This is a genomic window from Planctomycetia bacterium, from assembly GCA_015075745.1.
In the GTDB taxonomy this organism is placed as follows: Bacteria; Planctomycetota; Phycisphaerae; order UBA1845; family UTPLA1; genus UTPLA1.
Genome location: JABTTW010000002.1, coordinates 435205 through 449780 on the forward strand (window position 1 = coordinate 435205; position 14576 = coordinate 449780).

The following is a 14576-nucleotide window of genomic DNA, read 5'->3' on the forward strand; positions in this document are numbered from 1 at the left end:
AGGAGCGGGAGCCTCCATGCGAGCGGGATTTAAGTCTGCCATTCTTGTCGTTTCGGTGATGTGCGTTCGCGCCTCGCTCCTCCATGCCCAGGTCCCGATGAGCACCAACATCCTGAATTTCAGGATGCCCGGCACGCAACCGGGAGGCCTGACCGACCTCTTCGCCAGTTCCAGTAGCTGCCAGTCGTGTCACGGCGGCACCGTCCCCGGCGTCGGCGATCCCGTACCGATCTTCGACGATTGGACCGGCAGCCTCATGTCCCAGGCCGCGCGCGACCCGCTCTTCTACGCCTGCCTCGACATCGCCGAGGCCGACGCGCCCGGTTCCGGAGATATCTGTATCCGCTGTCACGTCCCCAAGGCCTGGCTCGAAGGCCGCTCCACGCCCACCAACGGAAATCTGATCAACGCCGGCGACAGAGACGGCATCAATTGCAGCTTCTGTCATCGCCTCGTGGATCCCTTCAACACCCTCGGCGACGCACCGGCCGCCGACGCCGCCATCCTCGCCGCGCTCGCTGCTGACGCTCCCAATCAGTCGGCAGATCGCGGGATGCCCAGCATGCCCGGCGACAACGGAAATGGAAACTACGTCATCGACCCCTTCGATCGCCGGCGCGGTCCCTTCCCGCTGCCGCCCATCGGACAGCCCGCCGGTCCCGGCGAGGCCGACTGCGAGCTCTATCACGACGCGTTCTACTCGCCGCTCCACCGCCGCTCCGAGATCTGCTCCACCTGTCACGACGTCAGCCTGCCCCACTTCAAATATGACGCCATGGGCACGTCATTCATCCCGAATGCAACGGGCACAGCCCACCCCACCGGCAACAAGTACGACATGGTTCCCATCGAAAGAACCTACAGCGAGTGGCTGCGAAGCGACTTCGCCGTCGGCATCGGCGTCGACATGCAGGGACGCTTCGGCGGGCCGGGACAAACCTATGTCTCCACCTGCCAGGATTGCCACATGCCCTTCGACACCGGGTACGGCTGCAAGTTCGTCAGCGGCCCACGGCCCGATCTGCCCCGCCATTTCCTCAGCGGAGCCAGCACCTGGCAACTCGACGCCATCGCCCAGCAATATGGCCCTACCGGCCTCAACGAGCTGAACGCCTCCAAGGTCTCGAAGCTCGCCGACAACAAGGCGCGCAATATCGCCATGCTGGGAAGCGCCGCCGACCTGGAGACCGCGCTCGACGACTCCCAAACGCCCGGCACCGACCAGCTCCGCGTCCGCGTCATCAATCAAACCGGTCACAAGCTGCCCAGCGGCTACCCGGAAGGACGCCGAATCTTCGTCACCGTCGAGTTCTTCGACTGCACCAGTTACGTGACGCCGATGGAGGTACGTGGGTATTACGATGCGACGACCGCCGAGCTCGACACGGGCACGACGAAAGTCTACGAAATGCACGGCGGCCTCGACGAAGCCCTCGCCGCAACCCTCGGTCGCACGCCGGGGCCGGCAAGTCACTTTGTCCTCACCAACAAGATCTTCAAGGACAACCGCATCCCCCCGCGCGGCTTTACCAACTTGAAATTCGCCGCCATTCAGGCCAATCCCGTCGCCTACGCCTATGCCGACGGCCAATTTTGGGATGACACCTACTTCGACATTCCCCCCTACGCCGTCGGTGCAAAGGTGACGCTCTCCTACCAGGCCACCACCAAGGAGTACATCGAGTTCCTCCGCGACAATAACCCCTTCCCCGGCAACCCCAACAATCGCGGACAGGTCGCCTACAACCTCTGGCTCGCCAACGGCAAGAGCGCGCCCGTCAAGATGGCCGAAATCGGCAACCCCGTACCCTTTAACGTCGAGCTCAAGGGCGACGTGGATGGCGACCGGCAGGTCACCGTGGACGACATTCCGGGTTTCGTGGATGTCCTTCTCGGCCTCGATGCCGACCCGCGGCATATCTGTGCCGCCGACATGAACAGCTCCCTGTTCGCCGACGGCGCCGACGTGCAGGCTTTTACCGACAAGATCATGAATCCCTGAATTGGCCGTTGTTCCCGACTCGATGGCGAGTTAACATGCCCGGCTTTGTGCCCCTTTGTGGAAACCGGAGCATGAAGCTCACAGAACATCTGACGCCGAATCTGGTGAAGATCCCGCTTGTCGCCACCGACAAGACGGCGGCCATCACCGAACTCATCGACCTCATCGATGCCGCCGGCCTGCTGTCCGCGCGCGAGCCGCTTCTTCAATCCGTCCTCACCCGGGAGAACCAGCGATCGACCGGCATCGGCCGCGGCTTCGCCATTCCTCACGCCAAGTCGGATTCAGTGGACAAGCTCGTCGTCGCCCTCGGCCGTACCGCTCAGCCCATCGAGTTCAAGGCCATCGACGGCAAGCCCGTCAGTCTCATCGCCCTCCTCGCCAGCCCCATCAGCGCCACCAGCATGCACATTCAGGCGCTCGCCAAGCTTTCCCGGCTGGTCACCAACGCCAGCGTCCTCGACAAGATCCTCACCGCCCCCACCGCAGCCGAGCTCTACCAGGTCATCACCGAAAACGACGCTGAAAATTGACCGGCCCCAAGGCCCTCACTGCCGGCGCAATCCACCCCCGCGTCGGGCGGGAATCCGCATCAAGCACGGAAGAATTCCCGAATCTGCGGTCATTCCGTCGATCGGCCGCACGCAGCTAAGGCCCGGGGCCGCTCGACCCGCCGTTTAACCCACCCCGCGTTTCCGATCCGTTGTGGCACACCCCTTGCATCCCATGCCAACGGGTCTCGTTGTGCGAAGGGCGATTGCCATATCCGCTTCGGTCTTCGTCGTCGAGACCCGGTGGATTCACCATCCACATAACTGCTGGAGACGAAGCGATGATCAGCGCCAAAACAAACCCGGGCCCTTCCAGGCGTCGAGTGTCCCGATTGACGGGAGCAGCCCTCCTCCGCGAGCCGCGCTGGAACAAAGACCTCGCCTTCACTCCCGAAGAACGACAGCGCCTCCGCCTCCGCGGCCTCCTCCCCACCAGCATGAGAACCATCGACGAGCAGGTCGCGCTCGAATTGGAGCATCTCCGCTCCAAGCGCGACAATCTGGAAAAATTCGTCGGCCTCATCGCACTGCTCGATCGCAACGAAGTCCTCTTCTACCGGCTGCTCATCGAGCATCTCTACGAACTCATGCCGATCGTCTATACCCCGGTCGTCGGACAGGCCTGCCAGAACTACAGCCACATCTTCCGGCGCCCCCGCGGCTTCTGGCTCACCCCCGAAGACATACATCACATTCCCGAAGTCCTGCGAAACGCCGAGAACGCTGAAGACGTGCGACTCGCCGTCGTCACCGACAACGAGCGCATCCTCGGACTCGGAGATCAAGGCGCCGGCGGCATGGGCATTCCCGTCGGTAAGATCACGCTCTACTGCGCCGGCGCAGGCGTCGATCCCGCGCGCTGTCTCCCCATCAGCCTCGACGTCGGAACCAACAACGCCGATCTAATCGGTGATCCGCACTACATGGGCTACCGACACCGACGCCTCACCGGCTCGGCATACGACGAATTCATCGAGGCCTTTGTCGAGGGATTCTCCGAGGTCTTCCCGCGCGCCGTCCTCCAGTGGGAGGACTTTCACAAGAACAATGCATTCAGACTGCTCGATCGTTATCGCCGACGCATCACCAGCTTCAACGACGACATCCAGGGAACCGCCGCCGTCATACTCGCCGCCATTCGAGGCGCCCTGCGCATCACCGGCGAACCTCTGGAAAAACAACGCATCGTCATCGCCGGCGCCGGAGAGTCCGGCATCGGCTTCGGACGCCTGTGCCGATCCGCATTGCGCGCCGCCCGCGCCCCCGAGGACGCCATCGCCGGCTCGATGGTCTTTCTCGACCACGAGGGCCTGCTCTTCGAGGGCCGTACCATTCACGATCCTCCCAAGCGTGAATTCGCCCTCGGACAAAAGCACTGCGCGCAATTTGGATTCACCGGCAATGGGCCCTTCAACTTGCTCGATGTCGTCCAGAAGGTGCGCCCCACCATTCTCATCGGAACCACCGCGCAACCCGGTCTGTTCACCGAGCAGATAGTTCGCACCATGGCAGAAAATGTGGATCGGCCCATCATCCTGGCCCTGAGCAACCCCAACAGCAAATCGGAATGCACCCCGGCAGAGGCCATTGGCTGGACCGACGGCCGCGCCCTCATTGCGACCGGCAGCCCGTTCGACCCCGTCGAACACAACGGTCAAACCCACGAAATCGCCCAGGCGAACAACGCCTTCGTGTTCCCGGGTATCGGTCTGGGATGCATCCTGGCCGACGCAAGAACCGTCAGCGATGAATTGTTTCTCGCCGCCTCAGATGCTCTCGCCGATTGCATCAGCGAAGACCGATTGCAGCGCAGCGCCATCCTCCCGCCGGTCTCCGACCTCCGCGCCGTCAGCGCCCGCGTCGCGGCAGCCGTCATCCGTGCCGCCCGCGACCACCAGCAGGGCCGCATCATTCCCGACGACGATGTGGAGCGCTTCGTCGCCTCGGCAACCTGGTCACCCGAGTACGCGGAGTACGAGTAGCCCACGACTCGCTCGCAATCGGCCGCCGCCTAGAGCATCGCATCCACAAAGAGTCCCATGTCGACCTCGTCCACCGTGTCGTTCTGGTCCATGTCGGCGCACGCACACTGCGGGCCCGGCGAGATCATGCACTCGATGAATCCCTGAACATCCATGCCCGACGGTGCGCCGTCTTCGTTCATATCGCCCAGCGCGAACGGACAAACCGACGGCGCCACCGACGCCCCCGCCGATGCATACACCTGATTCTGAACCGCAAACAGCGGCGCCAGCGCCTGGCTCTGGTACTGCACCCGCAAAGTGCCCGCCCCGATCGGCGCAACCGACACCATCCCCGGATTGATCGGCAACGGAACCGAATTACCCCCGCCGTCAACCGCGCTGGGGGCGACCTCCATGAACAGGTCGAATTCTACGAATCCGCCGTCCAGGCTGACCGGCACATGAACGTTAAACGCCGGCACATTCGCCGCGAGCGGGTCGAAGTCCAACTGCGGCGGACCGGCGATGTTCAGCAGCGGCAGATTCGTGCTGAGCTGAATGTCCATCTGCACCGTGATCGGATTTCCAGGGTTGTAAATCGGCCCCTGGAAATTCTGCCGGCCCCGCAGCGCGCTCATCCCGCCCACATCCGGCTCGCTGGCCAGAAACACATTGTCCGTGACGACCGTGATCGGCTGAACCGAGTTGAGCGACAGCGAGACGATCTGGATGTCCACGTGAAACTCACTGACGCCCGGCAGATCGCCGCGAATCACCGGTGCCATCGGCGTGAAATCAAAAAAGTCAAACGCGCTGAACATCGGCAGGTCCGTGATGAACAGCCCCGGGTCGTTGCGAATCAACTGCGCCGGCAGGCCGCCGCGCCGCGCCAGCACGATCTCGTCAAACTGCGGATCGGCCGCAAAATTAAAATTGTCCGTCACATGCGCATGGTCTGCCACCGCATCGGCAATCGCATCGACCACCTGCTCCGCCGTCATCCCCGGCGCCGTCGGCACCGGCAACAATTGACCGTCGATCAAGACGTCCACCGAGCCACCCTGCGTCGTACCCTGAATCAAGAACGGCGATCCCGGACAGCACGGCCGCAAACTCACCTCCGCGACATTCACGAAGCACTGATCGCAAACCGCCCCCGCGATCTCCAGCGCACAACAACTGATCATCGCCGGGTCGCAGTACTCGCCCGGTACCATGTCCCACTCGATGTCTCCTTCATCCCCCGCCTCGCCCGCTGCCGCCAGCGAGATCGAACCCCCGCCCCCTGCCGCGCGCGGCTCGCTGAAGCTGTCAGGAATGCCCACCATCGAGCCGTCGCTCTTCTCCGGGAACGAACCGGGATCAATCGGCATGGAAAACGTGTACGGCAAAACAACCGGGGCCGGCGTCAGATTCTTCACCGTCCACCGCGCCGTGAAGTTTGAGCCGTCCACCACCGTGAAATTCGTCTGCGCAATGGTGACCTGGACCCCGTTCTTAACGATCACCTTGAACCGTTGATAATCCCCGGGAATCTCCTCGCCGTTCCCGCAATCGGTAATCACGACATCGAAAAACGCGCACGTACCATCCGGCACGCCCGGCGCGACGATCACCGTCAGCGGAACAGTCGTCGTGGTGCCATTGGGCACGCTGACCGCGCCCGACGGAAACGGCAGCGAAAATCCCGGCGGATTCGCCGGATCAGGCAGAATCTCATAGTAGAAACAGTCCGTCGGATTCCCGCCGTTGAAGATGAAGATCTTCCCGCCGATCGGTCCACCGGGCGGACCCGCGCCCATCATCCCGCCGCCGCGACCGCGACCGCCGTTGCCGGTCGAGTCCGTCATCGCATCCTCGGCGCACTCATCATCCGACGGCGAGTCCGGCGGAAGCGGCGTCAACGGATACTTGCTGCGAAACTGTCGAATCGCCCGACACGCCGCCGCCAGATCACCGCGCGCCAGCGCCTTGCGAATCTTCCGCGCCTTCGATTCCACGTTGCAGGCCGTCACTACCGGACTTGATAAAGTCGAAATCAGTAAAGCCGCACAACACGCCAAAGCCGCGATTCCAACCGGTAATTTGCTTATTTTTCCCATAATACTCCCTCGCACGAAGTAAAAGCGACACAAGCGGCGTGGATAGGGTGCCCCCGACGGCACCCCACCCTCGCGCGATTCTCCGCCCGAGACTTGCGATCCTCATCAGTAATGGCAAGAATCAAGTGAGTAGGGTGCAGGCAATTCTCCCATTATTTTTCCATCTGGGGGCGGCTCCATGACTCCCGAGCAAGGGCGCGACGACCTGACCAAGCTGCTCGCCGCCTCCGGCAAGGGCGATGCGGACGCCGCTGCGCAGCTTTTCCCCCTCGTCTATGAGGAGCTCCACCGCCTCGCCTCCGGCTACATGCGACAGGAACGGCCCGACCACACCCTCCAGCCCACCGCCCTCGTCCACGAGGCATTCCTGCGACTATTTGGAACAGACGCCGACTCCGGCCAATTCGAGAATCGCGGACACTTCATGGCCACCGCCGCCCTCGCCATGCGCCACATCCTGGTTAACCACGCCAGGGCCGCGAAGACCCAGAAGCGCGGAGGCGGACGCCCGCTGCAAATCCTCGAAGACGCCGTCGCCGCCTTCGACAACAGCGCCACCGACCTCCTCGCCCTCGACGAAGCCCTCCACCGCCTCGCCGAACACGACCGCAATCAGGCTCGCCTGGTGGAAATGCGCTTCTTCGGCGGAATGACCAACGACGAATGTGCCGCCGTTCTCGGCGTCTCCCGTCGCTCTATCCAATATGAGTGGGCCCATGCTCGGGCATGGCTCCGCGGCCAATTGGAAGGTCGGTAAAAATGTCGGACCTGTGGCGACAGGCCAAGGATCATTTCTTCGCAGCCCTCGATCAGCCCGAGGCGACGCGGGAATCGTTCGTGCAGGCTCACTGCGCCGACCCTGCCGTCCGCGCGGAAGTGATGCGCCTGCTCCACCTTCACGCCCATTCAGGTGAGTTTCTCCAGACCCCGATCGGAACCGCCGCCGCAGCCCCAACCGCCGGTGACGTGCTCGTCGGCCGACAACTCGGCGAATTCAAAATCCTCCGCCGAATCGGCGCCGGCGGAATGGGCGTCGTCTACGAAGCCGAGCAGGAAAGGCCCCATCGCCGCGTCGCCGTCAAACTCCTGCGACCCGGATTCGCAACGCCCTCCACACTCCGCCGTCTCGAGTACGAAGCCGAAGTCCTCGCCCGTCTCCAGCATCCCGGCATCGCCCACGTCTACGCCGCCGGCACCTTCGACCTCGGCGACGGCGCCCAGCCGTGGTTTGCCATGCAGCTCGTCGAAGGCAAGCCGCTGCACGCATACGCCGGCGACCACCTGCAAACCATCCCACTTCAGCTTGAAGTATTGCTCGAGATTTGCGACGCCGTTCAGCACGCCCACCAGCGCGGTGTCGTCCATCGCGATTTGAAGCCGTCAAACATCCTCGTCTCCGACCAGCCCCGGATCGACGAAACCGCCGCCGCCGCCCGCGCCCATTGCCGACCGATCATTCTCGACTTCGGCGTCGCCCGCGTCATCGACGCCAATCTCCAAACCACCATGCAGACCGCCGTCGGCGAACTCGTCGGAACACTGGGATACATGAGCCCCGAGCAATTGAAGGGCGACCCCGCCGACATCGATGCCCGCTGTGATGTCTATGCCCTCGGCGTTCTCGGTTTCGAGTTGTTGTCCGGCAAGTTGCCCCACGACCGCAAGGGCAGCTCCGTCGGTGAATACATTCGCGCCATCGAGCAGGATGACCCCCAGCGCCTCGGCATCGTCAATCCGGCCCTGCGCGGCGACCTCGACACCATCTTCGCCCGCGCCCTCGAAAAAGACCCCGCCCGAAGATATCAATCCGCCGCCGAACTGGCCGCCGATCTCCGCCGGTTTCTGCGTCACGAACCGGTCCACGCCCGGCCGGCCACAAAATTCTACCAGCTTCGCAAGTTCGCCCGCCGAAATCGCGCCGTCGTCGCCGGTACCTTGACCACCGTCGCGGCCCTCGTCACCGGCATCGTCATGTACGGCCTGGAAGCCCGTCAGGCCCGCAGCGCCGCCGCCGCTTCTCAGTACGAAGCCGACAAGGCCCTCGCCATTAACAATTTCATCACCAACGACTTCCTCATGAAGCTCCTCGCCGCCGCCAACGCCGACAAGTCCGGCCACCCCCTGCCCGTCGCCGACCTCGTCGATCAGGCCTCCGCGCAGATCGCCGTCATGTTTGCCGACAAGCCCCTCGCCGAGGCCGCCGTCCGCAACGAAGTCGCCTCGATCTACTACAACCTCGGCAACTTCGCCAAGGCCGAAGACCAGTTCCGTCAGGCGCTAAACCTCTGGGAATCCAAACTCGGCCCCGATCACGCCGACACCCTCAAGGCCGTCAACAATCTCGGGCAAACCGTCGCTCAGCAGGGCCGCAGCGACGAGGCCGAAGTCCTCTACCGCCGCGCCCTCGATGGACGCCTGCGCCTGCTTGGCGAGGAGGACCACTACACCCTCACCTCAATGAACAATCTCGGAAACCTTCTCGGCTGGACCGGCCGCGCCGAAGAAGGCGAGGCCATGCTGCGACGCACCCTGGCCATTCAAACCCGCGTCCAAGGTCCGAACCACAAGCACACCATCATCATGACCGTGAACCTCGCCACCCAGCTCGCCGGCAGGAACAAGCCCGACGAGGCCGTGATCCTCTATCAAAAGGCCTACGACGCCAGCCGCGAAACCCTCGGCGCCGATCACGTCACCACCCTCATCACCGGCTCGCGCCTCGCCACCGGCCTTCGTGCCGTCGGCCGCCTCGATGAAGCTGAAAAACTTCAGGTAGGTATCGTCGCCGCCCTCGCCAGGACTCTGGGCAGCGCACACAAGGACGTCATCATCGCCCGCCACGTACTCGCCCGAATCTACAAGTCCATGGACCGGCCCGACGACGCCGGCGAGCAGTTCCGCCTCGCCCTCCAGGGCTGCGCCGAAAACCCCGACGTCTCAACCACACTCGCCGCCGACATCAAAAAAGAAATGAACACCCTCGCCGCATCGCCCCCTCCTCCCACCGCCGGCAATTCTCCCTAAGCTCCCATCCGCTTCATCGTGCCACCATCGCGCCCTGCTTCGCCCCTTTCAGGCGCGCACATGGAGCATCAAATTTATAATTGGAGATCAATCCAACCACGACCCGCAAGGCTGCGCGAAATGTCCCCCGCCCCGACATTCCCAACCTCAAGTCCCATGCCACAAGTCTCAGGCCCTTTTCCTCAAAAACCACCCAAGAACTCGCGACACTCTAACTCGCGCCCGCCACATGCGTTGGCACATTCCCCGCGAGGCTTGTGTCACCTTATGTCACCTTCGTCATTCACCAATAATCCGCACCTCATCACCGACCCGCACGCGCCCCGCCTTCACGATCCGCCCATTCACGCCGCCGCGGCAATCGGGTTTCAGCACATCCTTGAGCCCCGGCTCCAGCCGGTCCATCAGCTCGCACGGCCGTGTCTCATCATTCACTTTCAGTTCGATCTCCCCGATCCGAATCCGCTTCCCGATCAGCCCGCCCAGACCTTCGCTATCGATGAGAATGTTGGCCCGCCGCGTGTACCACGGCAGGTCCACTCCAAGCTCCGTGGTCGCCTGCTCCCACTGTTTGGAGGCGATCAAAGTCACCCCGCGATCCGGCCGCGAGGCAAGGTCCCCCTCCAATCCGCCGTTCTCAACGCCGGAAACTTCCGTCACCTCGCGCATCTTCCCCTTGTCCTGGTATCGAAGGGCAATGCCCAGGACAGCGCCGACCAGATCACTCTCCATGCGATGGCTCCATCAATATCAAACCGCACCGCGCCCGGCCGCCCCAGGCGATCCGGCAATGATATGCCCGACGCTGCCCGCCTTCGAGCGGCTACATCGATGGAACAAAAATGCTGGTGAGAAAGGCGGTAATGACATCGAGCGGCACCTGGAACATCGCCGTCACGACCGCGGAAATGATCTGTTGCAATGATGTGAATATCAGATCGAGCGTGAAATTCATGTGTTTTCTCCTGTTAGAACCGAATCGCCAGGCCCGAGCCCGCGAAAAGGTCATCCGCCTCTTCATTCAGGCCGACGCCGACGCGCACGTCAAATTGAAGATTGTCTGTAATCGGAAATGTAAATCCCCCGTTGACGGTATGGGCGCAGTCGCTGCCGCGATCGTTGGGATATATGCCGAAGTACTCGACAAACGAGCCCATCCAGTCCGTCCACGAATACCCCATCGAAACCGACGCCGCCGTCTGAAAGAATCGCCCCTTCTCGCCCGTCGGCACCGCGATATTCACGTTCCCCGACAACGACAGCCGATCCGTCAGCGCATAGGCCCACAGAAACTTCGCCCCCGGATCAACGTCGCCCGACGTCTTCGATCGCGTGCCGGTCGGAATGGAGACTTCACCAATCACGCCCATGTCAGGAATCCATCCGTCCTGCTCCCGAATGTGGTACTTGAATCCGATGCTCATGTCCGTCGCGCCGTCCTCGTGGCCCTTCACGTCCACGCGCCGCCCGGCATCATTGGTCTCGCGGAACATACTCTCCGTCAGCGACCCGCCCAGCCAGAACACGCGCAATTCCCAGTCCTTCGCCAGTCCCACACGCAGAAGCGACTCGGGAAACACATGGTCCCCGACCCGCACGCCGTCCTCGTCATCGTAAACGTAGGTGTAACCGAGTTCGACCTGCGCTCGGCCGCGCGGAACCGTCAGCGTCGACTCCGTGAAGTCCGGACGGTCCGTCACCATCGGCTCATCGATCGGGTCCGCTTCCAGCCCCAGGAAGTTGACCACCGGCTCATCCGCGGGCTGCGTCGTGGCATCCTCCGCCGAAGCGACCGAACCCAGCAGCATCGCAAACCCGGCAATCATCAACCGCAAGGAACCGCCGCGACGAGACTCAAGATTGCATTCGCCATAATGTTCCATATACACGAAGTTGTAGCTTATGGTACATTAAAGGACCCCGTCAAGGGTTTTTTTTTTTGACGCTTCGCCCCATCAATCCCCCGTCTTGTCCCCGTGTTGACAGCCCTTATAGTCCACCGCGAGCCAGACCCGATCGCGACACTTTTCCTGTTCAGGCGCGCCCCCGATGACCGACCAAACCGCCATCCCGACTTTGGACGACGCCCAGGAACGCACCGACCCCTATGCCCACACCCTCCTGGGAAAGTTCGATCGCCGCTTCCTCTCCAAGAAAATCGCCCGTCCGATCGTGGGCGTTGTTCTGCTCATCATCCTGATCGTCCCCAGCATCCAGTTCGTCCACACCATCCAGAAGATCGACGACAGCCCCTTTCGAACAGGCGGCATCCGACATCGAACCGCCCTCGGCCGCTGGCTCCCCAGCGCCGAAGCCCTCGCCGACTATCCGAAGGGCGACAACCCCTACGGCTACGGCCACTGGTTCCCCACGCCCCCGATGGTCCTCATCTGCCTGATCCCGCTCGCCAAGATAGGTTTCGTCGGCGCCGGCATCGTCTGGTCCATCCTCAAGTTGCTCGGCCTCTTCGGCTCGATCTGCCTTCTCTTGCGCGAGTACGACCGCCAGGCACGCCCCATCCCCACCGGCGTCCTCATCGTGGCCGCACTGTTCTCAATCCGCCCCATCATCTCCGACATCCAGCACGGCAACCTGAACATTTTCATGATGATCTGGCTGACCCTCGCATGGACGTACTACCTTCGCAAGGCGGATATCGCCGCCGGCCTCTTCCTCGCCGCCGCCATCGTCACCAAGATCACCCCCGCCCTCGCCCTCGTCTATTTCCTCTACAAGAAAAACTGGAAGCTCTGCGCCGCCGCGCTCGTCTGCCTTGCCGTCTTCGTCCTGCTCATCCCCGGCCTGATGCTCGGCTTCGAGAACAACACGGTCCTTCTGCGCACCTGGTTCGACATGCTGGTCCGCCCCTTCGCCATCGACGGCTACGCAACCCTCGAACTCCCCAACCAGTCCCTCTACGGCGTCATCCTCCGCCTGATGGACAACACCGACTTCATCGCCATCCAGCACATGCCCGCCGAAGAGATGATAAACGTCGGCATGGAAGAAATGGCCCGCCCGAAGTCGCGCGCCTGGCGGCTCCTTCGCACGGCCATATCGCTCGTCGTCGTCGCCGTCCTCGCATGGTCGTGTCGTCGAAAGCACTCCGATCGCTCCGACCCGATTCGTCTGCTCGAGTTCTCCGCCGTGCTGATCGCCATGCTGCTGCTTAGCGAGCGCACCTGGAAGCACCACGCCACGACGCTCCCGCTGGTCTATCTCGCCCTCTGGTACGCTGTCGCGTGTCTGCCATGGACCGACAAGTTTCGCGCCGCCCTCGTCGCCGGACTCGGGGCGCAACTCGTCCTGCTCTCACTCCTCGGAGAAGGATTCGTAGGTGACGACCTCGCCGACAAAATCCTCGACGGTGGCTTCTTCTGCTGGGGCCTTCTCCTCTGCCTCGTCCAGATCGTTATCATCCTCCGGCGCTTCCGCAATCCTCTGCAACCCACCGAACTATCGCCTTCACCACCTCCTAAGCCCGCCATATAGGACGAATCTCTCGCGCTTTGAATCGGGCCCGCCGCCTGCAAATCGTCACGATCCGCATTCAATTCGGATTGGCATTTCGTTACAATGGGTCATGGAAGTGAGAACGCCGCGCCGCCTCTCACCAACGCTTGAGCACTCAACAGGAGCCGGGGGAAATGGCTCGTTTCATCAAAGTCGCGCTCGCATGCTGCCTGCTCTTCGCCGCCGGCTGCGGTGCGTTTCAATTCTCCATCCCCGCCGGCGCCAACTTCGCCACCGCCGCCGGTCCGCCCCTGCCTCCCACCAGCAGCGACGTCAACGGCGGATTTCCCATCTACCCCCAATTTCCCTCAGCGCCGAATCCGGTCGCAACCTTCTTTCCCGTTCTCTTCGGTCCCAACTTCTAATCCCTACGTCGGCACAGGCCACGGCCGTCTCGCTTGACCCGCCTTCCGGGCGCGATACGCTATGGGCTGACCCGGCACCCACAGACTTCGCACGGAGGATTCACCATGACCGAGCGCGTACGAGAAATCCTGAGCTGGTATAAAAGCGACAATCCCGGCACCCTGACCAATATGGCCAGACTGCTCAACCACGGTCGCCTCGGCGGAACCGGCCGAATGGTGATCCTGCCCGTCGATCAGGGTTGGGAGCACGGCCCGGCGCGCAGCTTCGCCCCCAACGCCGAAGGTTACGACCCCCATTATCATTTCAAGATCGCCATCGAAGCCGGTCTCAGCGCCTATGCCGCGCCGCTCGGTTTCCTCGAAGCCGGCGCCGCCGACTTCGCCGGTGAAGTGCCGCTGATCCTCAAGGCAAACAATCACGACTCCCTCGCCGATGAAAAAGACTCCTGGCAGGCCCTCACCGCCTCGGTCAGGGATGCCGTTCGTCTCGGTTGTGTCGGCGTCGGCCTCACCATCTATCCCGGCTCGGCCCTGCGGCAGGAGATGTACGAGAACGTCCAGCACTACGCCGAAGAGGCCAAGGCGAACGGTCTCGTCGTCGTCATCTGGAGCTACCCCCGCGGCAGCAGCCTGAGCAAACAAGGCGAGACGGCCATCGACGTGGCCGGCTACGCGGCGCAGATCGCCTGCCAACTCGGCGCCCACATCGTCAAGGTTAAGTTGCCCACTGCCCACCTCGAACAGGACGCGGCCCGAAAAGTCTACGAGAAAGAGAAGATCGCCATCGGCACGCTCACCGAGCGCGTCAAGCACGTGACCCAGTGCTCTTTCGCCGGTCGCCGCATCGTCATCTTCAGTGGCGGCGCCAAGAACGACAACGACGCCGCGGTCTTCGACGAGTGCAAGGCGATCCGCGACGGCGGCGGCTTCGGCTCCATCATCGGCCGAAACACCTTCCAGCGCAAGCGAAACGACGCCCTCAAGTTCCTCGACGAGATCGTCAAGATCTACTCGAAGTAAGTCCGCAAAACCGCCGCAAGACGATCAGCAAC

General features: G+C 62.8%; 11 protein-coding genes. 8 read left to right on the top strand and 3 right to left on the bottom strand.

Translation table 11 applies throughout. The features are described 5' to 3' along the window. Positions 1–16 precede the first annotated feature (16 nt). From HS101_15345 to HS101_15355, 3 genes are all read left to right on the top strand, one after another. Complete coding sequence (locus tag HS101_15345) at positions 17–2002, top strand: hypothetical protein (protein MBE7507644.1); 1986 nt, start codon at positions 17–19, stop codon at positions 2000–2002. A gap of 71 nt (positions 2003–2073) precedes the next feature. Then, positions 2074–2535, top strand: coding sequence for a PTS sugar transporter subunit IIA (locus HS101_15350; GenBank protein MBE7507645.1), 462 nt, complete (start codon positions 2074–2076; stop codon positions 2533–2535). 350 nt (positions 2536–2885) lie between these two features. Further along, positions 2886–4535, top strand: a complete 1650-nt coding sequence (locus HS101_15355) for an NAD-dependent malic enzyme (GenBank protein MBE7507646.1) — start codon at positions 2886–2888, stop codon at positions 4533–4535. Positions 4536–4564: 29 nt separating this feature from the next. Here the strand turns inward: HS101_15355 and HS101_15360 are convergent, their stop codons facing one another. Continuing rightward, positions 4565–6532, bottom strand: coding sequence for a hypothetical protein (locus HS101_15360; GenBank protein MBE7507647.1), 1968 nt, complete (start codon positions 6530–6532; stop codon positions 4565–4567). Positions 6533–6797: 265 nt separating this feature from the next. On the opposite strand from HS101_15360, the gene HS101_15365 reads away from it, so the two are divergent. After that, positions 6798–7376, top strand: a complete 579-nt coding sequence (locus HS101_15365) for a sigma-70 family RNA polymerase sigma factor (GenBank protein ID MBE7507648.1) — start codon at positions 6798–6800, stop codon at positions 7374–7376. A 2-nt stretch (positions 7377–7378) separates the two neighbouring features. Further along, positions 7379–9643: a serine/threonine protein kinase gene (locus tag HS101_15370; protein ID MBE7507649.1), complete on the top strand. Its 2265-nt coding sequence runs from the start codon at positions 7379–7381 to the stop codon at positions 9641–9643. A gap of 279 nt (positions 9644–9922) precedes the next feature. On the opposite strand, the gene HS101_15375 is transcribed toward HS101_15370, so the two are convergent. Further along, on the bottom strand, positions 9923–10375 hold the full coding sequence (locus HS101_15375) for an MOSC domain-containing protein (protein MBE7507650.1): 453 nt from the start codon (positions 10373–10375) through the stop codon (positions 9923–9925). 236 nt (positions 10376–10611) lie between these two features. Next, positions 10612–11469 carry a transporter gene (locus tag HS101_15380; GenBank protein ID MBE7507651.1) on the bottom strand — a complete coding sequence of 286 codons (858 nt, stop codon included), beginning with the start codon at positions 11467–11469 and terminating at the stop codon, positions 10612–10614. Positions 11470–11692: 223 nt separating this feature from the next. Here HS101_15380 and HS101_15385 point away from each other — a divergent pair, with 223 nt between their 5' ends. From HS101_15385 to HS101_15395, 3 genes are all read left to right on the top strand, one after another. Beyond that, positions 11693–13135, top strand: a complete 1443-nt coding sequence (locus HS101_15385) for a DUF2029 domain-containing protein (GenBank protein ID MBE7507652.1) — start codon at positions 11693–11695, stop codon at positions 13133–13135. A 155-nt stretch (positions 13136–13290) separates the two neighbouring features. Next, positions 13291–13521, top strand: coding sequence for a hypothetical protein (locus tag HS101_15390; protein MBE7507653.1), 231 nt, complete (start codon positions 13291–13293; stop codon positions 13519–13521). A 105-nt stretch (positions 13522–13626) separates the two neighbouring features. Then, positions 13627–14544: a class I fructose-bisphosphate aldolase gene (locus tag HS101_15395; GenBank protein MBE7507654.1), complete on the top strand. Its 918-nt coding sequence runs from the start codon at positions 13627–13629 to the stop codon at positions 14542–14544. Positions 14545–14576: the final 32 nt, after the last annotated feature.

What these genes read in the sequence shown, in the direction of transcription:
- HS101_15345 (MBE7507644.1), top strand. Translation starts at nt 17, where the DNA reads ATGCGAGCGGGATTTAAGTCTGCCATTCTTGTCGTTTCGGTGATGTGC.
- HS101_15350 (MBE7507645.1), top strand. Translation starts at nt 2,074, where the DNA reads ATGAAGCTCACAGAACATCTGACGCCGAATCTGGTGAAGATCCCGCTT.
- HS101_15365 (MBE7507648.1), top strand. Translation starts at nt 6,798, where the DNA reads ATGACTCCCGAGCAAGGGCGCGACGACCTGACCAAGCTGCTCGCCGCC.
- HS101_15370 (MBE7507649.1), top strand. Translation starts at nt 7,379, where the DNA reads ATGTCGGACCTGTGGCGACAGGCCAAGGATCATTTCTTCGCAGCCCTC.
- HS101_15375 (MBE7507650.1), bottom strand. Translation starts at nt 10,375, where the DNA reads ATGGAGAGTGATCTGGTCGGCGCTGTCCTGGGCATTGCCCTTCGATAC.
- HS101_15380 (MBE7507651.1), bottom strand. Translation starts at nt 11,469, where the DNA reads ATGATTGCCGGGTTTGCGATGCTGCTGGGTTCGGTCGCTTCGGCGGAG.
- HS101_15385 (MBE7507652.1), top strand. Translation starts at nt 11,693, where the DNA reads ATGACCGACCAAACCGCCATCCCGACTTTGGACGACGCCCAGGAACGC.
- HS101_15390 (MBE7507653.1), top strand. Translation starts at nt 13,291, where the DNA reads ATGGCTCGTTTCATCAAAGTCGCGCTCGCATGCTGCCTGCTCTTCGCC.
- HS101_15395 (MBE7507654.1), top strand. Translation starts at nt 13,627, where the DNA reads ATGACCGAGCGCGTACGAGAAATCCTGAGCTGGTATAAAAGCGACAAT.